The organism is Microcoleus sp., from assembly GCF_049646505.1.
In the GTDB taxonomy this organism is placed as follows: domain Bacteria; phylum Cyanobacteriota; class Cyanobacteriia; order Cyanobacteriales; family Microcoleaceae; genus Microcoleus.
Genome location: NZ_JBARVX010000361.1, coordinates 1 through 22,556, shown reverse-complemented (window position 1 = coordinate 22,556; position 22,556 = coordinate 1). Strand labels below are relative to the sequence as shown.

General features: G+C 47.2%; 16 protein-coding genes. 6 read left to right on the top strand and 10 right to left on the bottom strand.

Annotated features, from left to right (window positions below; genetic code table 11):
• Positions 1-141: 141 nt before the first annotated feature.
• Both WBA89_RS18515 and WBA89_RS18510 read right to left on the bottom strand, forming a co-directional pair.
• Positions 142-3,618, bottom strand: a complete 3,477-nt coding sequence (locus tag WBA89_RS18515) for a non-ribosomal peptide synthetase (RefSeq protein WP_424408675.1) — start codon at positions 3,616-3,618, stop codon at positions 142-144.
• Between the two features lie 63 nt (positions 3,619-3,681).
• The gene (locus WBA89_RS18510; RefSeq protein ID WP_424408674.1) at positions 3,682-3,816 is read right to left on the bottom strand and encodes a hypothetical protein; all 135 of its coding nucleotides are present in this window, start codon (positions 3,814-3,816) and stop codon (positions 3,682-3,684) included.
• Between the two features lie 319 nt (positions 3,817-4,135).
• On the opposite strand from WBA89_RS18510, the gene WBA89_RS18505 reads away from it, so the two are divergent.
• Complete coding sequence (locus WBA89_RS18505) at positions 4,136-4,408, top strand: hypothetical protein (RefSeq protein WP_424408673.1); 273 nt, start codon at positions 4,136-4,138, stop codon at positions 4,406-4,408.
• Positions 4,409-4,752: 344 nt separating this feature from the next.
• On the opposite strand, the gene WBA89_RS18500 is transcribed toward WBA89_RS18505, so the two are convergent.
• On the bottom strand, positions 4,753-6,495 hold the full coding sequence (locus tag WBA89_RS18500) for a hypothetical protein (protein ID WP_424408672.1): 1,743 nt from the start codon (positions 6,493-6,495) through the stop codon (positions 4,753-4,755).
• Positions 6,496-6,787: 292 nt separating this feature from the next.
• Here WBA89_RS18500 and WBA89_RS18495 point away from each other — a divergent pair, with 292 nt between their 5' ends.
• Positions 6,788-7,018: a hypothetical protein gene (locus tag WBA89_RS18495; RefSeq protein ID WP_424408671.1), complete on the top strand. Its 231-nt coding sequence runs from the start codon at positions 6,788-6,790 to the stop codon at positions 7,016-7,018.
• Between the two features lie 50 nt (positions 7,019-7,068).
• Positions 7,069-7,305, top strand: coding sequence for a hypothetical protein (locus WBA89_RS18490; RefSeq protein WP_424408670.1), 237 nt, complete (start codon positions 7,069-7,071; stop codon positions 7,303-7,305).
• Positions 7,306-7,555: 250 nt separating this feature from the next.
• Here the strand turns inward: WBA89_RS18490 and WBA89_RS18485 are convergent, their stop codons facing one another.
• The 4 genes from WBA89_RS18485 to WBA89_RS18470 form a co-directional block, all read right to left on the bottom strand.
• Entirely contained in the window at positions 7,556-7,966 is a 411-nt protein-coding gene (locus WBA89_RS18485) for an MgtC/SapB family protein (RefSeq protein ID WP_424408679.1), read from the bottom strand.
• Between the two features lie 91 nt (positions 7,967-8,057).
• Positions 8,058-8,714: a hypothetical protein gene (locus tag WBA89_RS18480; RefSeq protein ID WP_424408669.1), complete on the bottom strand. Its 657-nt coding sequence runs from the start codon at positions 8,712-8,714 to the stop codon at positions 8,058-8,060.
• 346 nt (positions 8,715-9,060) lie between these two features.
• A complete protein-coding gene (locus WBA89_RS18475; RefSeq protein ID WP_424408668.1) occupies positions 9,061-10,026 on the bottom strand; it encodes an N-acetylglucosamine kinase in 966 nt (321 codons plus the stop codon).
• Positions 10,027-10,262: 236 nt separating this feature from the next.
• Entirely contained in the window at positions 10,263-10,619 is a 357-nt protein-coding gene (locus WBA89_RS18470; RefSeq protein WP_424408667.1) for a zinc ribbon domain-containing protein, read from the bottom strand.
• A 106-nt stretch (positions 10,620-10,725) separates the two neighbouring features.
• Here WBA89_RS18470 and WBA89_RS18465 point away from each other — a divergent pair, with 106 nt between their 5' ends.
• The 3 genes from WBA89_RS18465 to WBA89_RS18455 all read left to right on the top strand — a co-directional run bounded on the left by WBA89_RS18465 (position 10,726) and on the right by WBA89_RS18455 (position 12,184).
• The gene (locus tag WBA89_RS18465) at positions 10,726-10,914 is read left to right on the top strand and encodes a hypothetical protein (RefSeq protein WP_424408666.1); all 189 of its coding nucleotides are present in this window, start codon (positions 10,726-10,728) and stop codon (positions 10,912-10,914) included.
• A gap of 99 nt (positions 10,915-11,013) precedes the next feature.
• Positions 11,014-11,340: a phasin family protein gene (locus WBA89_RS18460; protein ID WP_194064146.1), complete on the top strand. Its 327-nt coding sequence runs from the start codon at positions 11,014-11,016 to the stop codon at positions 11,338-11,340.
• A 256-nt stretch (positions 11,341-11,596) separates the two neighbouring features.
• Positions 11,597-12,184: an FKBP-type peptidyl-prolyl cis-trans isomerase gene (locus WBA89_RS18455; RefSeq protein WP_424408678.1), complete on the top strand. Its 588-nt coding sequence runs from the start codon at positions 11,597-11,599 to the stop codon at positions 12,182-12,184.
• A 312-nt stretch (positions 12,185-12,496) separates the two neighbouring features.
• Here the strand turns inward: WBA89_RS18455 and dnaB are convergent, their stop codons facing one another.
• The 3 genes from dnaB to WBA89_RS18440 all read right to left on the bottom strand — a co-directional run bounded on the left by dnaB (position 12,497) and on the right by WBA89_RS18440 (position 22,210).
• A complete protein-coding gene (gene dnaB, locus WBA89_RS18450; protein ID WP_424408665.1) occupies positions 12,497-16,069 on the bottom strand; it encodes a replicative DNA helicase in 3,573 nt (1,190 codons plus the stop codon).
• 341 nt (positions 16,070-16,410) lie between these two features.
• The gene (gene rplI / locus WBA89_RS18445) at positions 16,411-16,869 is read right to left on the bottom strand and encodes a 50S ribosomal protein L9 (RefSeq protein WP_424408664.1); all 459 of its coding nucleotides are present in this window, start codon (positions 16,867-16,869) and stop codon (positions 16,411-16,413) included.
• Positions 16,870-17,128: 259 nt separating this feature from the next.
• Positions 17,129-22,210, bottom strand: coding sequence for a PAS domain-containing protein (locus tag WBA89_RS18440; protein ID WP_424408663.1), 5,082 nt, complete (start codon positions 22,208-22,210; stop codon positions 17,129-17,131).
• Positions 22,211-22,556 lie beyond the last annotated feature (346 nt).

The window sequence follows — 22,556 nt, the reverse complement described above, 5'->3', positions numbered from 1 at the left end:
CTCCTCTTTCAAATAACTAAAACAAACAATTAATAACCACCAACCAATGACTAATGACTAATGACTAATGACTAATGACTAATGACTAATGACTAATGACTAATGACTAATGACTAATGACTAATGACTAATGACTACTAACTACCGTCTTTTTGTAAACTGCTTCGATCGATTAAAAGCAGCTTTTTGTCGATCGGCCCTATCTTGAAATTTATTACTAGACTGATTCGTGTTCTCTCCTTGGTTTAAATAATTGGCCAATTGGGCGATCGTCGGATGCTGGAACAATTTCACAACTGGCAAGTCTTTTTCTAATAGACCCCGCACTTGCACGGCAATTTGCAGAGTCATCAGAGAATTGCCTCCAATCTCGAAGAAATTGTCATGAATCCCCACGCGATCGAGCTTCAGCAACTTAGACCAAATGCCCGCTAGCACTTTCTCCAACTCGCTCTGCGGGGCCGCGTAACCCGGAGACTGTTCTTGTCGCTGCGAGTCAGGCGGCGGCAGGGCGCGGCGGTCAATTTTCCCGCTGGGTGTCTTCGGCATCGCCTCCACAGTCACAAACACCGCAGGCACCATGTAATCGGGGAGTTGTCCTTGCAATTGGACGCGGAGGTCAGCAATTGTTAGTTGCTCTTGTGGATTGACTGCTAAATAAGCCACCAATCGTTTGTCCCCCGGTGTGTCTTCCCGCGCTAGCACCACAGCTTGTTTAATTGCCGGATGTTTTGCGAGTGCAGTTTCGATTTCTCCCAACTCGATGCGGAAGCCGCGAATTTTGACTTGGCCGTCAATCCGTCCGATGTATTCGATATTACCGTCGGGCAGGTAGCGAGCTAAATCTCCTGTTTTATAAAGGAGATGTTGGGCATAATTAGATACTTCTTGGCTTTCAGCAATCTCTGATTTCTGTGCATCTTCCTCCAATCTCAAATCTAAAATCGGCAATCTAAAATTGTTTGAGGGATTGGGAATAAATCTTTCAGCAGTCAAGTCGGGGCGGTTGAGATAGCCGCGCGCCAAACAGATTCCTCCAATGTGCAATTCTCCAGGCACGCCGATGGGTACGGGCTCACCATTCTGGTGTAACAAATAGATTTCCGTGTTGGCAATAGGGCGACCGATCGCAGGCAGTGCAGGCCAATTTTCCGGCGGGCCGCTGAGGGTATAAGCTGTGACAACGTGGCTCTCCGAGGGGCCGTATTGATTGTGCAGGGTGCAATTTTCTAGCTGCTGAAAGAAGCTGGTAATGTAACGGTTGACTTGCAACTGTTCGCCGGCGGTGACTACTTCGCGCAGCGATTTTGGTACTAGCTTGTAGGTATCGGCTGCTTCGGCTAAGTGTTGCAGGGCGATGAAAGGGAGAAACAATCTTTGAATCTTTTCTGTGTCGATTAGCTGCAACAAACTCCGCGCATCTCGCCGCATTTCTTCGGTGATGAAAACGAGGGTGCCGCCCGCACACCAAGTACAAAACATTTCTTGAAATGAGACATCGAAGCTGAGGGAGGCAAATTGCAGGGTTTTGGCTGCGTCTTCCAAGGTAGAGTTTTGCAGTTGCCACGCTATTAGGTTGACTAGGGCGCGGTGGGGGAGGAGAACTCCTTTGGGTTTGCCGGTGGAACCGGACGTATATATTGTATAGGTTAAGTTGTCGGGAGATACGGTGCTGGCGGGGTTTTCGGTGCTGCAATTGGCGATTTCTTGCCAGTTTGCGTCCAAACAAACGGTGCGGGCTTGATGTTCTGGCAAGCCGGACACTAGGTGAGATTGTGTGAGTATAACGGGAGTTTTGGTGTCGGCTAACATGAAAGTCAGCCTTTCTTTGGGATAAGCTGGATCGATCGGCACGTAAGCTGCGCCTGTTTTGAGAATGCCTAAAACGGCGATCGCAATTTCTAAGGAACGTTCCATGCAAATCGCAACTAAAACATCGGGCCCGACTCCTAATTGCTGCAAGTAATGGGCGAGTTGATTCGATCGCGAATTGAGTTCGCGGTAGGTAAGCTGCTGTCGGGAATTGTGGGGAAAAACGGCGGCAATGGCATCGGGCGATCGATCGACTTGGGCTTCAAATAATTGGTGAACGCATTTGTTGTCGGGATAATTTGCCTCAGTTTGATTCCACTGCTGCAACTGCGAAATTTCGGCTGCTGTCAGCATTGACAATTTGCTGATTTTCTGCTGGGGATTTGCGGCTATACTTTCGAGCAAAGTTTGCAGGTGTCCCAACATTCGGGTAAGGGCGTTTTCATCGAACCGCTGGCGATCGCCCGCAATTTTCAGCAGCAATTCGTCTCCCCCGTAGCCGTAAACGGTTAGGGGAAAACTCGTCTGTTCTAAAAGCTGAAATTCTCGGTTTTTCCAGTCACCGCCTAGAGATTGCAGGGCAGAATTGAACTGGCACTTTTCAACTACTAGCAAGCTTTCAAATAAAGCGCTGCTGCGGGATATGTCGCTCCATTCTTGAGTTTTGGCCAGCGGTACGTTACTGTATTCTTGCAGCGCATTCCATTGATTTTGCAGTTGTTTCAGCCAATCGATGGCTGGCATTTCTGGCGTGACAATTACTCTCAGCGGCAAAGTATTGATGAACAATCCTACTGCTGGTTCTGTTTTTTCTAGATTTGGCGATCGGCTGTTGCAAATAGATCCAAATACTACATCTTCCGAACCGGAACAGCGGCTCAGAAGTAAAGCCCAGACTCCTTGCAGCAGGGTATTCAGGGTTAGTTGATGTTCTTTAATTAGGGAGTTTAATGCTGCACTAAGAGTGTTAGAAAGCTGGATTTCTGGTGGAGTTAGCAACAGGCAAGATGCCTGTTCCACAACTGATAATTTTTCTTGTGGAACGGGCATCTTGCCCGTTAGCAACAGGCAAGATGCCTGTTCCACAACTGATAATTTTTCTTGTGGAACGGGCATCTTGCCCGTTCTTAAAAAATCCCCAACCAAAAAAGTACGATCGCCCAAACCGCTTAAGTATTGCCTCCAAAATGCTTCTGTTTTCGAGATATCTTGCTGCATTCGATGGCTGGGATCTCGATCGCCACTGGGCGGTGTTAATTCTAATTGTCGATCGCCAGTCAGGGCTTCGTACAAGGTAAAAACTGCTTGCAAAACAGTTATTGCCGAGGTACTGTCAAGCAAAATATGGTGATAAGTCCAGATTAGTTTGTACTCGGTTTCCGCAACTCGGAACAAAGCCAAACGCATCAGCGGCGGTTGAGTGAGGTCAAATCCTTGCAGGCGATCGGCTTGCAAATAAGCGGAGAGTTGGTTTTCCCGATCGCCCTGGGACAAATTGCGCCAGTCTCCGTCAATAATTGGCAGTTCAACTTGTGAGTGTACTGTTTGCACCGGTATTTCTCGATCGAACCAACTAAAACTCGTTCTCAAAATTGGATATCGCTGCACTGTTTGCCGCCAAGCTTGCGAGAAAGCTGCAACGTGCAAGTTTTCGCGGAGGGTACAGACTACCTGTTCGATGTCTATCCCTGACTTTTGGCCAGAAAGACTGTCGAACAGCATCCCCTGCTGTATCGGTGAAAGTCGATCGGCAGATTCACTATCAGGTGTTACGGATTGCGGGCGATCGGCTGCTGGCAATGACATATTTATCTGCAAGTATTGATGAAAATAATTTTGAGCAACTGTAGCGAGATTTTTAAGACTTTTTCAAGTAACTAATTCATGCCAAAGCACGATTGAACCATCGCTACCGTACATCTGAACATTTTGTTTTTGGCTGTAATAAATATTTCTCGCCTGAGCCGATGTTAACTTAAACTCTACCGCTCTGTAAAGTAGCATAGATACATTTTACGGATACCTTCTATCGAGGGCATTCCCCGTTCAGTAACCGTGGAATTACGGTGAAATCAGCGACAGTAAAAATGTTTACTTGCGTAAATCTAGTTAGATTATTTGCAATTGATGGGAATTCTATTTATTAAGTAGCCGAGAAGTGACAGGACATGATATTATTACTTATTGCTGGTGGTATAAATCAAAAATCTCGATATCGAGTTTGCTGGCGGTAATCCGCACTCAACAGCAAAGATTTTCATCCTGTTTGCAGGCAATTGACGCGCTAGATTAGGTACAGTAAACCTGAACCTGTAAAAAAGCTATGGGATATTTAATTGGTGTGATCGTCCTCGGAATGTTGATTTGGGCCGGTATCGAGATCGTGCAAACCATCAGCAATTGGGAATCCAATCCCTCTACCGCCCACAGAAAAGTTCAAGCTGAAATGGTCAAAGAGACGTATGTCGGTCAATTCGGTGGCGATGCAGTGGAGGGAGGAAGTCAAGCAGTAGGACACGCTATCGAGGCCAGTCACGACGCCCCTAGCGCGATCGCCCATACCCTCGAAAACTTATCGCACTTCGTACACCATTAACAGGGCGATCGGCTAGTCTACAGTATTGTTAATTGTTGCGGTAGGGTGCGTCAGACTTGAAATTCTCAATAAGTACGGAAAGTATCATTCTGACGCACCGTTTATTCCCCGGTGCGTCAGTTCTGAGATTGTGGGTTTTTTGCGAAAACAATGGTAACTGACGCACCCTACAAAATCAATGGAAAATACCGAAAGTCTCATTCTGACGCACCGTTTATTGGCTGGTGCGTCAGCTAAAAAATCGTTAGTTTGTGGCTAACATAATGCGAGCTGACGCACCCTACTTGTTCAGGTATTGAATGAATGGAAAATGCAAGTTAGAATTTTCCATTCATCGATCGTTTTTACGCTTTCGGCTCAACCCAAACCGTCATCCCCTCAACCCTCAAACCTTTGCTGCGAGTGCCGCAATATTGACCGTTAGAAGTAACAGGAGTATCGCCCAGATTTTGAATGTGAGCGGTGTAAGATACATTGTATTTATCGGCTTGCGGCCCAGTCAGCCGCGCGGCAAATCCTTCAATGCGCTTGGCTTTCCCCCGGAAACCGGCCAGTTCCCCTTCGCCGATCCAAGGAGTATCGCCAACTCCTTCAACGTGAGCCATGTACTCCAAATTTAAACCTGGAACCGGAGGCTCTATTTTAATTTGAAATCCTTCGACGCGGCGGCCTTGAGCTTTCGTACCGGCGTATTCTTTATCGCTAAAAGTTCGATCGCCAATTCCTTGAATGTGCGCCAACACTTTTAAACCCACAGCCGCCGCAACTTGAGAACTCGCAGAAGGCGCGATCCACACTTTGATACCCTCTATTCTCAAAGCTTTGCCGCGAGTGCCGCAGTAATCGCCGTTGGAAGACACATCGGTGTCGCCGATATTCTGAATGTGAGCGCTATAAAATACGTCATACTTATCAGCTTGCGCCCCGCTCAAACGCACCGCAAATCCTTCAATTCGTTTTGCTTGACCCCGAAAACCAGCCAATTCTCCTTCGCCGATCCAAGGAGTATCGCCAACACCTTCGACGTGAGCCATGTACTCGACTGTTAAGCCGGAAATTGGCGGCTCGATATTAATTTGAAATCCTTCGACGCGCAGCCCCCGCCCCTTAGTTCCGGCGTATTCTTCAGCGCCGAAAGTTTGATCGCCAACTCCTTGAATGTGCGCCAAAACTTTCAATCCCAAACCGCCCTCTACAGGAGCTTGTTGAATCTCGCGAGGTGCCCCAAAAACAATATTCCCAGAGCCTGTTTTTGGGAGGGATTTAGGTACTTCCACGCTAGGAACGATAATCACTTCGTGCATGGGTGCTGCTGCTGCGGGGGATTCCAAAATCTCGATTTTTGGTGCAACTTGTTTCGGCGCGACATTTCCCGACGGGATGATAATCACTTCGGGCAAAGGTTGGGCGCCCATTTTTGGTTCGGGCGCTGCTTTAAATGCGGGTTCGATTTTAGCCGGTGCTGCTTTTCCCATCTGGGGAACGGTTAATTTGCCTCTGGAAATGGCGACGGCTATTTGTTTGCCAAAAGCGGCGCTGACTGTTTCTTCGAGGATTACCCACTCTTCGTCGTCTAATTTGTCTTGCTGTTCCACGAGGGCGAGCACTGCTGCAACTGGGTGTTTGCCGCTTACTAGGGATTCTGCGTCGGAATGCAGTTGAGCCGGGGCGGATTCGGAAATGGCGCGCTGCAGTTCGCGGGCTTTGCCATGCACTGATTGTAAGGGGGCGAAGTCGCTTTGTTCGCGGTGGGCGATCGCCAATACTCGATCGAGCGCTTTCAATGCTGCATCGCGAATTTCTGCTTTACCTTCAGAAGCTGTTGCTGTCTCGACTAAGTTTTGAATCTCTTTGAGCGAAGTAATTTCTCCGGGGGCGAGGGCGGATTTGTTGAGTTGGAGAGCTTGTTTTTGGACTTCTGCAAAGTTGCGGCTGTAGCCAGCAATTTCTTGCAGTAAGCTGTCTGAGGGAGGAAGCCCGGAGTCTTGCAGTTGTCTGGCTGCTTGGGAAAGTCGATCGGCTAAATTACCATAAGTTTCCGATAGTCGGGCTATTTGTTGTAACAAATCTTTATGTGCTGCTTCCATAGGTCTTGCCGTAAATATTTAACTTGCTGATTATAGACGTTGAGCGTGTTCTGAAGGAAGAAGGCAGTAGTCATCAGTCATCAGTCATCAGTCATTGCTCCCCCTCCCCCACTCTCTCCCTCTCCCGCGTGATCCCCGTCACACCCGTGCAAACACTCAGTCACACTCTGCGAGTTCGGCTGTCACGGGCTACCCCTAAAAATGTCACACAAATAGAGCAATAGCCGTCACTGCGGAGTCAGTTAAAACCGTTGATACTGAGGCTATTGAAGCAGTAAAACCCAAAAATATTATGGTACTGATTCGCGACCTCGCCCAACAAGCTCTAACCCTAGGCTATTTAACTCTCGAAGCTGAAAATCAACTGCGGCGGATATTAACTACCACCAAGTATGACTTGGAAGACTTAAATGCTTTTATGACTTTGCAACTAGCAGCTATGTCCGGCTTGGTGAAACAAGAGTCTCGCGAGCTCAAAGAATTGGAAATATTTGGCGAGACAGGCTCGCAAAATTCCTGTTAATAATTAGTTGCGTTTTAATCAATTAAAACTTAGTAAATAAAATTTAAATTATGCTAATTCGTGAAGCTGTAAAAAAAGCTATTGCCACTGGATATCTGAGTTGGGAATCAGAAAATGAAATTCAGCATATTTTGTCCTCGGCAAAGTTCGATTTGGAAGATTTGAATGCTTTTATGAGCTTGCAGTTAGCTGCTATGGCCGGCCGCGTGAAGCAAGAGTCTTTGGAATCGATAAATTCTCCAAAAATTCAGAATAAAAACAATCATTCGTTAAATAATATCAGTTAAAAGTTATCGAACAGATTGAGATATTAAATTAATTTGTTTTTCGCTAATTCGTTGATATTGAAAATTGATTTTATATAAAATTTTGAGGAATAAAGTCCTGACTAAGCTAACCAGCATTTAAATTTGGCATCTAAAATCATTAGACTCTTGTGGGGTGGGCTTTGAGCATTACCCAAAATATGCAATTTAAATGCAGTAAAGCTTACCAACGTTATAACCAGTTTTGACCAAAATATTATCATAATCAAAACTATTTCCGACTCCGACGCTCTAACTCTTTAATTACTCTCAGAACAAACAGGGACATGAAAGCACCAATTAATGCCAGTTGCCACAACCCACACCCTGCTGCTGTTCCTAGGGCTGCTGACACCCAAATAGCGGCGGCAGAGGTGAGCCCGTGCACTTCTGGTTTGCCTGCTTCCTGCTGAGATTCCCGCAGGATTTCTCCGCCTCCCAAAAACCCTATCCCGGCAGCAATGCCTTGAATTACGCGATCGATCGCATCTAGTGAGTTTTCGTTTTTACTTATTGCCAGCGGTATTAACACAAACAGTGCAGCACCCATGCTGACTAGCATATGAGTTCTCAATCCCGCTGGTTTGTTTCTGAGTTCGCGCTCCCATCCAATCATTCCGCCAACTAACAAGGCCAGGCACAACCTTAACAGTATGCCCAGCCAATTATCGGGAGACCACAAGTTATCGATCGACAATGTTTTGCTGCAAATAATTCATCGGAAGATTCCCATATTACCGCAGCACGATGTCCGATCGCAATCTCACTGCCAAATCTTGTTCCGGGCGAATCACGATGACATCAACGCTGCGCCGCCCCAACAATACTCCGGCTAATGCACCGATTCCAGCACCGCCCAATACTTCTTCGGTGGCGATCGCCTTGTCGCCGGTAATGCCTGCTAGCGCTGCTGCTGCTGCTGCACCCAATGCTGCACCTTGCGCTACTGAACCCGTGCCGGCACCTTTTTGAGATTTTTCGGTTCTGGTAATAATTCCCGAATAGCCATCAATCCGATAGCGTTGGCGGCGGCTGACAATTAACTCGCTCGCAACAAATTGACTACCCCTTTGATTGCCCCTTCTGACTGGTCGCAATTCCCCGACAATCTGGCTGCCTGCGGGGATTAATACTCTGCCTTGAGCCGTGCGGATATCTCGCGCTACTGTTAATGTTAAAGGTGAAGTTTCATCGCGGGTGACAACTATTTTTTCTTTTTCGTAGCTAACGGGAATTACACTACCTGACGGAATTCGGATGCTATCAAATTGTGAAATTCGTTGTTGAGCTGATGCGGCAGTAGCTACTACCAGAGGCGCGCCGGTTCCTACTGTAATTCCCGCTGCTAAAATTGCTGCTGTGGCCCAACGCCATTTTTGAGAAGTAATCATATCATTTGTCTCCTTGTTGCGGTTTTGTTTTACTTAGAAACGCACTAATGCTAAATTTGTTTCTAGTTTCGCATTCATTTGATGTTTTCATTATGGCAGGCTGGAATTCGACTGGTTGGGAAGTTAAGGTAGATAATCAAAAATTTTTACATTTTCCCAAATTGAGAAATCGACAAAACTGGGGCGATCGCCGGAGATAAGGAAGATAAACAGATTCGGGGGCGGTTGAAACTGCCGAAGAATCTCGCCAAGAGAAATACGGCGGTTGAAACCGCGCCTCTAGAAGCGATGTCTGTTCGCCTGCAGTCTGAATATTGGCTTTGACGTTGAATGCGCCCAGTCTTCCTTAATTATTGAGAGCGTTTAAGGCTAACAGTGCTGCACCAAAAGCTGGTTCGTATCGGGGCGAAATTACTTTGGCATTTGGGGCGATCGCGCTGATGGCAGTTTCAAACCTACCCCGGTAATTTGCCTCGCCGCCCCACACACCTCCTATCGTCACAATTTCAAATTCTTCAGTTGGGCTAAATAGCGCTGAAATGGCTGTTTTTGTAGAAAATGTTAATTTTGCCACAGCACGATCGATAATGCCCTCAGCGACGCGATCGCCCTCTGCTGCGGCTCGATCGACAATCGGCGCTAAAGCTGCAATTTCTGGCACTCCCCAACCGCGCCGGTAAACAACTTCTACCAATTCTTCGAGATTATTTAAGCCTAAATGACCTTGAAATTTTTCCGCCAGCGCGGTAAAGTCTCCTCGTCCGTCATAGAACTTCAAAGCAGCTTGCAAACCTCCAACGGCGATGTCATATCCGCTGCCTTCATCGCCTAAAATATATCCCCAACCGCCGACTCGTTTCGTTTCCCCTTGGCGGTTTTGCCCGAACACAATTGAACCAGTTCCTGCAATCACAGCAATACCGACCTCTTGGCCCGTGCCGCCAACAAGTGCGATCGCGCAATCGCTGCAAATTACAATATTTCTCGGCAAGATCGATCGGGTTACTGGTAAACTATTGGCAAGCTGCAAATTCTGCACGACAAATTGCACTATTTCAATATCTTTGGCACGCCCCGCGCCTGCTAGTCCCAGACAAATTGCTTCTATCTTCAGGTTGATATTTGGATCGATTTTTGCGGACAAAACTGCTCGTTCGATCGCCAATTGAATTGATTCCTTTGTTTTCTCAATTCCCTGGGTTTGATAATTTGACGGCCCCGCTTCCCCGCGGCCCAAAACAATACTGTTTTCGTCCGTTAAGATGCAGGTAGTTTTAGTGCCGCCGCCGTCGATGCCGAATACGTAAGTCATGCCAAAGTTTTTAATTTATCTTGTCAACTAACATCTTGACGGATGGGACACAATGCGGCTGTACTGGCGTGCATCTAATTTGTACAGTAACTTTTATTTAACGTCTTGTGGGGTGTCCCGCCCGCCTAAAAATCTAATGCAAGATGGGCGAAACCTTATCGTCTAGGGAGCGTCCCCGCTCGCTAGACGTTAAAATAATACTTTTTGCATTCCTTGAGACGCTCCCTACAATTCTCTCAAACAGACATGGCAATGCTAATAATAATTAGACCAATTAAAGCCAACCAAATAAAGTTACGCTGACACCAATTTTTGATGGATTGCGGCAGGCCGCCGCTGATGTAACGGCTCGTCTGCGGCACGAGGGGTTCAGCTTGATTGTGATAAAGCGTGCATTCTTGGGCGAAGGGACGCTGCGGGTAGTTGCAGGTGTCGTCTTCGTGGTAAATACAGGTTGTACACAGAAATTCTGCAGATGGCGATCGATAAAGGGGGATACCCGGATGACCGAAAGCTTTCAGAGGGGTTTTGCACTGCGGACAGGCGATGGCTCGCGCGTCTACAGGTTTGTGACAGCGGGGGCAATCAGGCATTGGTGGCAAGGTGATAGGGTAATTGGCAATTGGCAGTCGGCAGTTGGCCCGAAAGCATTTGGCAGTCGGCAGTTGGCAGTCGGCAGTGGTAATTGATAATGGTTAATTGGTAATTGGTAATTGCAACACTCAACAGTCAGCAGTCAGCAGCCAGCAGTCAACAGTCAACAGTCAACAGTCAACAGTCAACAGTCAACAGTCAGCAGCCAACAGCCAACCAACAACTGACATTGGTATGATTAGCGGGTTTTCCGAACGCCATCAGGCGGCTGAATGCTCCAAAATAGAAAGGTAGGTCAGCGCTGATGTAACTTAAATTGTACAGATGGTTTCGCAGCGACAGCAGGCGACCTGAGCCGATCGGGTATTTTGGGGCAAACAGTAGGAAAAATCTATGGATAACAATAGCAACTTACTCAAACAACTGGTAATGCTGGGCATTGGTACTACCTCCTTGGTGGCGGAGAAATTGCAGGAAGTCAGCGAGCAATGGGTCAAAGATGGCAAAATTAATCCCGAGCAAGCCAAAACCTTTGTCGATGACATGACTGAGCACCTGAAGTCCGAACAGGGAAGTTGGGATACGCAGTTGCAGCGCCAACTGCGGAATATGCTGCAAGATATGGGTGTTCCCCGACAATCGGAAATGGATGAGTTGCGGGGAAGGCTCGATCGCCTCGAACGTCAGATGCGGGATTTAGAAAACCGTAACTGGCGCTAAGTGCGATCGTATTGGAGCGCTATCTTGTGATAAAATTGTCACCCGAAGGCACTTGTGCTCAATAAGGCACTTATCTAGAAAGCAGAAGGTAGAATTACAAACGCTCTAACTTCATACTTTCTTTTGCATTAAAAATTACCTGGCAACTGCCTTTTTTAGGCAGAAAAGTTCAGATAAAATTTTGTAGTTCTTGTTGTAAGAGATGTCTGAGATCGTATCTGAGATATCGCGCTTAAAACTATCAGGAGGATTAATTTTGCAAGGAATTCTGGTCAGCTTAGGGGTTATGCTGCTTTGTTTTGTGTTTTTGATAGTCGCTCAAATGAGCGGTTATGTACCTGCAGCAGATGCCTCCGAAGCGAATAATCCTTTAACCGAGGCTGCGCTTGAAGTGCTCTCAAAGCAGTCTGTGAATGAAGATAGCTTGCTAGTAGCTGATGCTAATTTACCCAAGGAACCAGCTACTATCGCTGGCAATAACATGACTGATAATACTGAGAAAACTGTCACCACAGATTCAGGTTTGAAATATGTTGAATTGAAAGAAGGTGATGGGGCGACTCCAAAAACCGGGCAGACTGTTGTGGTGCACTACACTGGAACTTTGGAGGATGGCACAAAGTTTGATAGTTCGCGCGATCGCAATTCTCCATTTCAGTTCAAAATTGGTGTAGGCCAAGTAATTAAGGGTTGGGATGAAGGTGTCGGTACGATGAAAGTTGGAGAACGCCGCAAGTTGATTATTCCCCCCGAACTCGGTTATGGTGCTCGCGGTGCGGGCGGGGTGATTCCTCCTAATGCTACGCTGATTTTTGATGTGGAATTATTGAAAATTGCTGGCTGAGTAGCTCAACTTAACTAAGCTCAAAACTTTGACAGTGTTTAGAAACCCGGTTTTTTGATTGAGAAACCGGGTTTCTGCGTATGTTCTGGTTGATTTAAGTAAATCGACCTAATTAAACGTAAAGTACGGATCGCGCGCGAAAAAGCTTGCTGTGTGTTCCTTCTTCCTTCTTCCTGATGACATTGGACGGAAAGCTCAGCGGGGACAGCACTAATAACTAATAACTAATAACTAATAACTAATAACTAATAACTAATAACTAATAACTAATAACTAATAACTAATGACTAATGACTAATGACTAATGACTTCTTAAGAGCGCTTCGGAGATGCCAGATTGCGAAAAGAGGTAAATTGGGCGTCAAATAATAGTTTGACGATTCCTGTGGGGCCGTTTCGGTGTTTGGTGATGATGACTTCGGCAATTCCGCGATCGGGCGAATCGGGGTTATAATATTCATCTCGGTAGAGCATAATGACTAAATCGGCGTCCTGCTCGATCGATCCAGAGTTATGACTGACAATGCCATCAGCTAACCAAGATTCGACACCAGGAACAGTCAAGTCAAAGACTTCTTCTTCTCCCGCTGCTGAGATATTAATCACTTCATCCCAGAACAAGTCAGAAGATGCTTTTTTAACCAAGGCGTCACTATCGAGAAGTTTGCCATAATCTAAAACCGTTTCTGGTGAAGGAGCAAAACTGAAGTGGGAAGAACCACCGTAAGCTGTTTCTCTCAGTTTAGAAATCTGGCGTGTTGTGACATTACATTCCCGCATACGCTCACGAATAGTCTGAAATACTTCTTTAGGCAAAGTATCTCGGTTAGGATTAGCCACCTTTCCAGCAAGTCTCATCTTCAAGCGCCCAGCATCTGCTACTTTGTAGCCTGCGGAACCAATCAGATAGCTACCATCTCCCATCAAGTGAGCTAGCAAAGAAATTTCATGTTCCTTCCAGTTAATTGGCTTCTGAGGCTCAGGAATAAATCTGGCGATCGCCACCCGACTTCCCACCTGAAGGGACTTTAACTCTTGCCAACCTTGAAGAGTGTAGATTCGATGTTGAGCCGTAGCCTTGAGGGTTCTGCCACTGGCTAACTTAAGGATAAATACAGGCTTGACTCCTACTCGCCAAACCTTGTCACTTTTCGCCACCGCAATCTTTTCTAGATGATTCATCGCCAATACCATTGGCTCTTGTCCCACTAAGTCGCGAATTGGAACTCGGCGACCATCCGCTAACAGCACGGGCGTATCACCAGTAACACATTCCCGTAAATCCGACATCATCGGCCGCTTGTTTGTCCTCGCTTCCACACTGCGGCTCAACTGAGACAAAGCAATAATCGGCACGTTGAGTTCGCGGGCTAAACCTTTGAGGCTTCTAGTAATTCGAGATAATTCTTGCACGCGGTTGTCGCTGCTACCTTCCATTAATTGCAGGTAATCTAGCAAGATTAATCCGAGAGATCCGCCCTGTTCGGCTTGGAGGCGGCGGGCTTTCGATCGCATCTCCATCACGGTAATATTGGGAGTATCGTCAATAAACAGCGGCAGTTCTGATAAGTTGCCAATGGCTGTACTGATAGGTTCCCACTCATTTTGACTGATTCTGCCCGATCGCAACCTGTTACTTTCTATTTTGGCTTCACTGGACAGAATGCGCTGCACTAGCTGTTCTTTCGACATTTCCAAGCTGAAAACCGCCACCGGCAATTTCTGCTGTCCGGCGGCGATGTGGTTGGCGATGTTGGTACAGAAAGCAGTATTGTGAACGCAGATATCATTAGCAACAAAATTGTGTGTCTCCGGGATAGTTAAGTCGTAGACTTGCTTGTTTCCCATCGGTTCGATCGAAACTATTTCATCCCAGTAAACCTCGCTATTTGCCAGTTGCTTCAGCGACAAATTATCTAAAGCAGTTGCTAAAACCAAAAATCTTTCTCTGGACAGAGCACGTTTACCAACGTGAATATTGGAATAACCTTTGATGCCTGCGCGTTTTGCTAAAGATGCCCAAGATTCGTTACCTTTTGCTAAGGCTAGATATTCCCACGCCTCGACTGGAATCAAATCACGGTTGGTTTGGTATTCTTTATTTTCTAATGCTTCTTTTACTTTTAATAATGCTGCCTCTTTGCCAAAAATTCCAATTTCTGATATAAAGATATTGATAGATTTTGCGTCAGTAATATCAATAAACCAAGCTGGGTTGCGAGTATCTTTGTATTTTACCAAACGCTTTTTGAGGGCGGCAATGATGCCAAATCTCAGAAGTAGATGCTGTACTTGTCTGGCTAGTTCTTCGCTGACAGAACAGTAGCCTAGTTGAGATTGACCGCTGGTAAGTAGGGTAGCCCAGCCGTCAGTTGAAAAAAGGCGGTTGAGGAAAAGAGCAACTTGCGATCGCCGCAATCTAAACACTATATCCGGTACTGTTTTTTGGTGAGCATTTTTTCCCATCATACCTAACTTTTCTAACCAATGTCTCAGGGGATTTTTATGACTTGTATTAACAATATCCATTCCCTCATCGGCTAGGTGTTCTGGATCTACTCTTAAAACTCTACAAATGCCACTAAATAATTTTTGATTGGGAAGTGCCATTCCTTCCACCCAAGACCGGACTAATCGCGGTGGAACTTCCAATTCTAGAGCTAATTTTTGAGCATCCAAATCTCGTTTTAGAAGGATTATTCGTAAATTACAACCAAAGTTTTTTATACTATCTGTGCAGCTTTCTCGATCGCCCATGACGTGATATTCTGGTGCGCGTCTCCCTTTATCGTTGAATCGCAGCCTCAGACCTCCGAAGCTAGTAGCAGCTTCAGCAAAATCTTGCAGTATAGCAGTATTTCCATTGGTGAACTTCGGCGCGCTACCTGTCAAACAACCGTCACCAATTAGATAAGCCAATAATTTAACTTCACAGTCGCGGATAGTTTCTTTACCAAAAACATTCATCCTGCGGGGTATAGCAATTTGATCGCCTGCTTGTATCTGGGCCAACTGTCGCCATCCCTTAATCGTTAAAAATGGGTGGGTAATTGTAGTTTCTATAAAGCGTCCCAGTCTTGTTGTGACGCGAAATACAGGCTTAATTCCATCATCTATAAAAGCAGATGGTTTAGTTAGATGAAACTTCCAATCTTCTCCTAATGTTAGTAATTCAGCTTGACGTTTTTGATAGATTTCTTCAATGGTAACAAGGCTTCCATCGCTTTGTAGCATAACGGACTCATCTATACAGCACTTCCCCATTGACGGGCGGCCAGCAACAATGATTAAATCCGATCGCTGAAAGCCTCCTGTCATGGCATCTAAATCGTAAAAGCCGCAGGGAATACCGGGAATTGTTAGGCCTTCATTGCGATTTTCTAAATCTTGAAATGTTTGGTTTAGGGTTTCGCCAATCGATACTAAATCCTGTTGCGGGCGGTCTTGAGTGATGCTAAAAATTTCTTGTTCGGCGCGGTCTAAGACAGTTTCTAGCGGTGCTGCTGTCTCGTAACCTAATTGTACTATGTTGTTGCCTGCTTCGATTAATTGGCGGCGCTGATATTTGTCTTCAACTAAAGCTGCATATTGGTCGATGTTGACTGCTGAAACTGTGCGATCGACTAATTGTGCTAATTTAGTTAATCCTCCGACTTGTTCTAACTGGTTGCGGTCAGTCAGCCAAGTTGTTACGGTCATTAAATCTGTCGGTTGACCTTGCAAAAATAGCCCTAATGCCGATCGATAAATGACTTGATGAGCGGTGATGGCAAAAAACTCCGGTCGCAGAAGTTCGGCAATTCGAGAAATAGCTTCGGGGTCAATTAAAATCCCGCCTAAAATTGCTTCTTCTGCCTCTATATTTGTCGGCATCAAATCGCTCATCAGTCAATAGTCCTCAGTCATTAGTCAATAGTCCTCAGTCATTGGTCATTAGTCATTAGTCATTAGTCATTAGTCATTAGTTCAGTCCTGGACGCACCAACTTTATCTGTAATTCCTACAAGTAGCGCATTAAACCATTTTTTGCGTAAATCCTATAGTTATTAGTTACCAGTGATTACTCCTCAGTTTTAAATCTGCAAGTTAGCGTTACTCACTTCTTAGTTAGCGTTACTCACTTCTTAGCTAATGACTAATGACTGATGACTGATGACTGATGACTGATGACTAATGACTAATGACTAATGACTAATGACTAATGACTGATGACTGATGACTCTTAATTACATCGGAACAACTTGAATATTAACTTCGGCGGTAACTTCCGCGTGAAGTTTGATTTCAGCTTTGTATGTACCAGTTTCGCGAATTTCGGGTAGGGTGATGCCGCGCCGATCGACTTCTTGACTGGTAGAGTTGAAAATCAGTTCTGCTACTTCTTGGTTGGTGACAGTACCAAAAATCGCGTCTCCTTCGCCGACTTGCTTGGAGACGATGAAAGGCCCGGCTGCTTCCAGGGCGGTTTTGCGGACTTCAGCTTGCTGCTTGAGTTCTAACTGGCGCAGTCTTTCTTCTTCACGGCGGCGCTCTGCTTGCTTGAGAATGCCCGGAGTGGCTTTAAATCCCATGCCTTGAGGTACTAGGTAGTTGCGGGCGTAGCCAGGGGCTACTTCTACTACGTCGCCAGCTTTGCCGAGTTTGCTGACATCTTTGTTTAAAACTAATTGGACGCGCTTGGCCATGATCGTTGATTGTGGGGTTTTAACTGCAACTTTTTATAATAGCGAAGTTTAAGGGACGATCGCAAGGAAGAAGTCATTAGTCATTAGTCCAACGTCATGTTTTGCTGTCCCCCCGAGCTTTGGGTCCAACGTCATCAGGAAAAGGGAAGAAGGAAGAGGGATGAGATATCGATTTTTGGTGGGTTCATCCGTCTCAAGCGAAGGTGGCGAAGGAATTGGAGAGGACTGAAGTCCTCACTGCGAAGGTATTGTGTGTGTTTTACGATCGCAAGATCGATCGCGCTACCGCAGCAACTAACTCACTCGGATCGATCGGCTTAGATAAATGTTCGTCAAATCCGGCTTGCAAAATTTGGCGCTCGTTCGCTTCTCCAGCATAGGCCGTTAGGGCGATCGCCACCAGATCCCGATACTCTGGCGCAAGCTGAGTGCGGATGCGGCGGATCAGCATATACCCGTCCATGTCCGGCATTCCGATGTCGCTGACGAGCAAATCCGGTGCTGTTTGGGCGATCGACTCCAGCGCCTCAGCAGCAGAAGACACCGCCATCACCTGTGCACCCGCAGAGCTGAGCACGAAGGCGACAAAATCTCGCGAGTCAGGCTCATCATCTACCACCAAAATTCTCAATCCGGCCAGCCCAAAAGATGAAATATCCGGGTTCGCAGGCGCATTGACGGCTGCCTCCTCCGGCGCTCTAGAACCATCATTTAATAGCGGCAAACTCGCCGTAAACGTTGCTCCTAGATTTTCTCCAGCGCTTTCTGCAAATACCGTGCCGCCGTGAAGTTCGATCAGTTGGCGGACGATCGCCAATCCCAATCCCAAGCCGCCAAATTTGCGAGTAGTCGCGCCGTCCTCTTGTCGGAAATGCTCGAAAACATAAGGCAAGAAATCGGGAATAATACCTTTACCCGTGTCTGCAACTTGAATTTGAACTTGACTGTCAATTTGCGTTAATCTAACTTCAACTCCACCGCCTTCGGGCGTAAATTTTACCGCATTCGATAACAAATTCCACACCACTTGCTGCAAACGACTCGGATCTCCGACTGCTTGCCCGACATAGGGATTTAAGATTGTTTTAATTGTAATTTTTTTGGCTTCAGCGGCCAACTGCACGGTTTCCAAAGCAGATGAAATAATGGTTGCGACATTTACCGGAGCGACATTCAATGTGAGTTTTCCTCGCAGAATCCGAGACACGTCGAGCAAGTCTTCGATTAATTGCGATTGCAGTCTGGCGTTGCGCTCGATCGTCTCGTAGGCTTTGGCGGTTTTAGCCGCGCTCAGCTTGCCGCCAATCAGCAGTTGCGACCAGCCTAAAATCGGATTCAAGGGCGATCGCAGCTCGTGAGAAAGCACCGCCAAAAACTCGTCTTTAATCCGGTTAGCTCGCTCGGCTTCGGCGCGGGCAGTTTGTTCTAATTGGAGAATTACATCGCGCTCGGTTTCCACTTGTTTGCGCTCCGTAATGTCGATCGCAGAGCCGATAAAACCCTCAAATTGTCCGCTGTCAGTAAACCTGGGAGCAGCCGCATCCAGCACCCAAGAATATCCGCCGTCCGAGCGTCCCAGACGAATTTCTACGCGGTAAGCTTCTTGGCGTTCGTTGGCGGTCAAAAATGCGTTTTTGGCTTGTTCTCGGTCTTCTGGATGCACTGCGTTTATCCAACCAAATCCCAAACCTGTTTCCTGAGTTTGACCGGTGAATTCATACCAGTTGTCGCTGAGGAATGTGCAGTAGCCTGTCGAGTCTGTTACCCACACCATAAAGGGGGAGTTGTTCGCCATATTGCGGAATCGCGTTTCGCTCTCAAGCAGCGCTGATTGTACTTGTTTGCGCTCTGTGATATCCCGACAGACAATCACTCCGCCTTTGATTTTGCTGCTAGCATCAACAACCGGATAACCGCTGATACTGATCCAGCGACTTTCGGCATTTTGGCGGCAGACAAATACTTCTACATCGTTGACGTATTCGCCCTTGATTGCTCTGGCTAGGGGTAGTTCGGCGCTGGGAAACAGGGTTTTTTGGTCGGGCAAAAATACTCCGTAGGTGCTCGACCATTCTTCCCAGGATTTTTCATTCGTTAGCGGGCCGAACATCCCTACGGCGGCTCGGTTGAACAGTACAAATTCTCCTTGTTGGTTGGCAAGAATTAAACCGTCACCAATGCTGTCAATAATTACTTGCAATAATTTTGTTTGTTCTTGGAGCTCGACTTCTGCTAGCTTGCGATTTGTGATGTCGTTGGAGATGCCGATCAAGCCGATGACTTCTCCGGCTTCGTTGCGGTAGGGAGCTTTTGTTCCTAGAAATGTGTGAATGCCATCGGGAGATTCTTCGACAACTTCGGTTTTGCCGGATTCCATGATGCGCCGATCGTTTTCGGAGACTGCGGCTCCGAGTTCTGCTATTGGGTATAAATCGCGATCGCGCCGGCCAATTACTTCATTAGCAGTTTTTCCCAGCGCCTCTAGGGTAGCTGGATTGGCATAAATAATCCGTCCTTCTCGATCTTTGACAAAAATTGGTGTGGGCGCTGACTCGTTAATCGCGTTCAAAATCGCATTTTTTTGTCGCAGTTCTGCTTCTGTGCGTTTGCGATCGGTAATATCGCTCCAATAAGCGGTCAGTCCGTTTGCGGCTGGATAGGCGCTGACTTCTACATACATTTGAAGTGAAGGCGAAAACTCTTCAAATTTGACAGAAACTTGCTCGTTAACGACTCGATGAAATTCTTCATATACTCTCGAATTGGATTCTTTCTCGGCGGGGAATATCTCCCAGATCGATCGACCTAACAAGTCGTTTCTCGATCGAGCCAGCAATTTTTCAGCAGTGGCATTAACGTAGGTAAAGCGCCATTGCGAATCGATCGCAATAAAGGCATCGGTAATACTTTCTAAAATATTGCTAACTTGCTGATTGGCCTCGGCGAGCGCGAGTTCAGCGTTTTTGCGATCGGTGATTACTTCGGAAAAAATGATGATTCCGCCAATTTCACCGCTGTTGGTGCGCCACGGGTGAATTTCCCACCGCACCCAGTCGATCGAGCCATCAGCGCTCTTAAACGGCTCTTCAGGGGACATTTCGACTGCTCCCGCCAGACAGCGCTGGTGGATTTGTTTCCAACGATCGGGCAAATCCGGAAAGATGTCGTAGTGCGATCGGCCGATAATGTTTTGAGTACCGAGCCCGTAATTTGCCAGCCAGCGATCGCTCACCAGCATATAGCACATCTGGCGGTCAAACATCGCCACCCCCGCAGGCGAATGTTTGACAAACAGCCGCAACTTGCTGGACTGTTGCTGCAAGAGATTTTCCGCCTGTTTGCGATCGCTGATGTCTTTGAAAAGTATGCCGACTTTGCGGCTGTGCTGCTCGGGAGTGCGGAACGCCGAAACCTCAAACCAGCGGTTCAAGGCTTCGGAGCCGTGTTCAAAGCGCAGCGGTTCCCCTGTGAGCGCAACTTTGCCGTAAATCTCAAACCAATGATTTTCGAGTTCTGGGAGCAGCTCGCGCGCGGTTTTCCCCGCAGCTTCTACGAGTCCGGTTTGTTTCAGGAAGGCCGGATTGACTTCCAAAAAGCGGTAGTCGATCGGCTTTTGGTTTTCGTCAAACAGCATTTCGATGACGCAAAAGCCTTCGTCTAGGGATTCAAACAAGGTGCGGTAGCGTTCTTCGGAGCGGCGCAAATCAGCAACAGCTCGTTTGCGCTCGCTAATATCGACAAACGCTCCCACACAGCCGCGAACTGCGCCCTCCCCATCAAATAACGGCACCGCATTCACCAACCAATCTAATGCCGCCCCGTCCGATCGCACTGTTTGAATTTCCACATCCCGCACTTCGGCACCTGTTGCTGCAGCCCGCTGCATGGGGAGTTCTTCTGGCGGGATTTCTAGTCCGTTGCTCAGTTGTCTGAAGGGCAGGATTTGGGCTTGTTCTCCGGTTGCAGAAACGTTGGTATCGGGCGGTACTGCGAGCATCAACTGAGCAAATCTGTTGGCGCGAATTACTTTGCATTCTGGGTCGCGGGCGATGGTAATGCCAATGGGTACGGCATCAAGAATCGATCGCAGTTCGTTAACTTGTGCCTCCAGTTCCTGGTTGAGCCGCTGAATTTCTTTTTTGCTAGCTTGGCGATGGGTAATTTCGTGTACCGTCACATTCACGCCCAAAACGCGATCGTCCTGGGTTAGCGGATAGAGACTCAACAGCCAAGCCCGATCGACTCCCGGCTGTGCGGAATTTTTCCCGCTTACTTCGAGCTGTGCGAGGGGAATTTTAGTTTCAATAACTTGTCTGTAAAGCGGCTCTAAATCATCTGCCATTTCTGGCAAGATTTCGCGCAATGTTTTACCGATGTGGGCGGCGGTTGGAATTCCGTTAATTTCTGCTAGGCGATCGTTGATCCGGACAAACCGCAATTCGGTATCGACAAAGCAAAGTCCGATCGGCGCGCTAGCATAAATCGCTTCAATTTCTGCAAGTTGTTGCCGCGCTGTTTGGGCTTGTTGAATAAAAGCAACCCGAGCCGCTTTGGGCTCGGTGACATCTTGAAAATAAACGGCAATTCCCGAAGCGATCGGATAAGCTCGTACTGCATACCAAGCATTGAGCGGCTCGTAAAAAGATTCAAAACTCACCGTCACTTGCTCCCTGGCGCAGCGCAGGTATTCCTGCTCGAACAAACTATTCGCAGAGCCTGGAAATTCTTCCCAAAGGCTGTTACCAATCAGCTCTTGCGGGAGTCGGTTCAGCCACTGCGCCGCTTGAGAATTGAGGTAGGTAAATCGCCAGTCTCGATCCAAAGCAAAGAAGCCGTCGGAAATGCTTTCGAGGGTGTCTGAGAGTTGCGGTGCAAGGGTGTCAGATACTGCTTCCGGTTGAGGTCGAGCAATTTCGGTGAAGGTTGTAACTGCGGCGTAGGGGGTCGATCGATCTCCCTGAAATAAAGGTTGAGAATTGAGATTCAACCAAATCAATTCTCCCGGAGGTCGATCGAAGCCCATAATGATATTTGAGGACGATCGCCCGGTTTGCAGCGCCACCTTCGCCGGATGCCTCTCGGCGGGAAAATCCGATCCATCTTCGCGCACAGTACGCCCCAGACTGCTGAGCCAAGAGCAGCCCTGTATCTGTGCTGCTGTCATCCCCAGCAGTTTTTCGGCGATCGGATTGCACCCCTGAATGCTGCCGTCTGCCAATTGCAGAACCATCCCTACACCTGCAGCAGGTTCCGGCGCGCCCGGAGAGAACGCTTTGTGAGAATCCTCTGACACAGAGGGGTCAATTTGCAGTTGCGGTTCAGTATTGCCTGGATTTTTCATCTTCTAACGATCGTTTGAGTTTTGGTCGGCGCCAATCGCGCTCATCAGTTGCGGGCAAATAATTCAGGGCACTTTTGATTTAAGCAGGGTGACAATTCAAACCTCATACCAATTTAATGTGAAGTTGCATATATTTCGATCCCCCTAAATCCCCCTTAAGAAGGGGAGTAGGGGTTGACTTTGAGAAGAATCTTGTCCCCCCCTCCGGCGGGGGGTTAGGCAGGGTGGATTAATTGTCAGGGGGGAATGTATGATAGAAGAGGCAATCAAGTCTGCCCTGGATGGGTAGATTATAATTATGGAGTGCATCAGCAATGAATTTAATTGAAGCAATTAAATTAGTTCC

Excerpts from the sequence above, each read along its gene's own strand:
- WBA89_RS18515 (WP_424408675.1), bottom strand. The coding sequence starts at position 3,618 with ATGTCATTGCCAGCAGCCGATCGCCCGCAATCCGTAACACCTGATAGT.
- WBA89_RS18510 (WP_424408674.1), bottom strand. The coding sequence starts at position 3,816 with ATGCTACTTTACAGAGCGGTAGAGTTTAAGTTAACATCGGCTCAGGCG.
- WBA89_RS18505 (WP_424408673.1), top strand. The coding sequence starts at position 4,136 with ATGGGATATTTAATTGGTGTGATCGTCCTCGGAATGTTGATTTGGGCC.
- WBA89_RS18500 (WP_424408672.1), bottom strand. The coding sequence starts at position 6,495 with ATGGAAGCAGCACATAAAGATTTGTTACAACAAATAGCCCGACTATCG.
- WBA89_RS18495 (WP_424408671.1), top strand. The coding sequence starts at position 6,788 with ATGGTACTGATTCGCGACCTCGCCCAACAAGCTCTAACCCTAGGCTAT.
- WBA89_RS18490 (WP_424408670.1), top strand. The coding sequence starts at position 7,069 with ATGCTAATTCGTGAAGCTGTAAAAAAAGCTATTGCCACTGGATATCTG.
- WBA89_RS18480 (WP_424408669.1), bottom strand. The coding sequence starts at position 8,714 with ATGATTACTTCTCAAAAATGGCGTTGGGCCACAGCAGCAATTTTAGCA.
- WBA89_RS18475 (WP_424408668.1), bottom strand. The coding sequence starts at position 10,026 with ATGACTTACGTATTCGGCATCGACGGCGGCGGCACTAAAACTACCTGC.
- WBA89_RS18470 (WP_424408667.1), bottom strand. The coding sequence starts at position 10,619 with ATGCCTGATTGCCCCCGCTGTCACAAACCTGTAGACGCGCGAGCCATC.
- WBA89_RS18460 (WP_194064146.1), top strand. The coding sequence starts at position 11,014 with ATGGATAACAATAGCAACTTACTCAAACAACTGGTAATGCTGGGCATT.
- dnaB (WP_424408665.1), bottom strand. The coding sequence starts at position 16,069 with ATGAGCGATTTGATGCCGACAAATATAGAGGCAGAAGAAGCAATTTTA.
- rplI (WP_424408664.1), bottom strand. The coding sequence starts at position 16,869 with ATGGCCAAGCGCGTCCAATTAGTTTTAAACAAAGATGTCAGCAAACTC.
- WBA89_RS18440 (WP_424408663.1), bottom strand. The coding sequence starts at position 22,210 with ATGAAAAATCCAGGCAATACTGAACCGCAACTGCAAATTGACCCCTCT.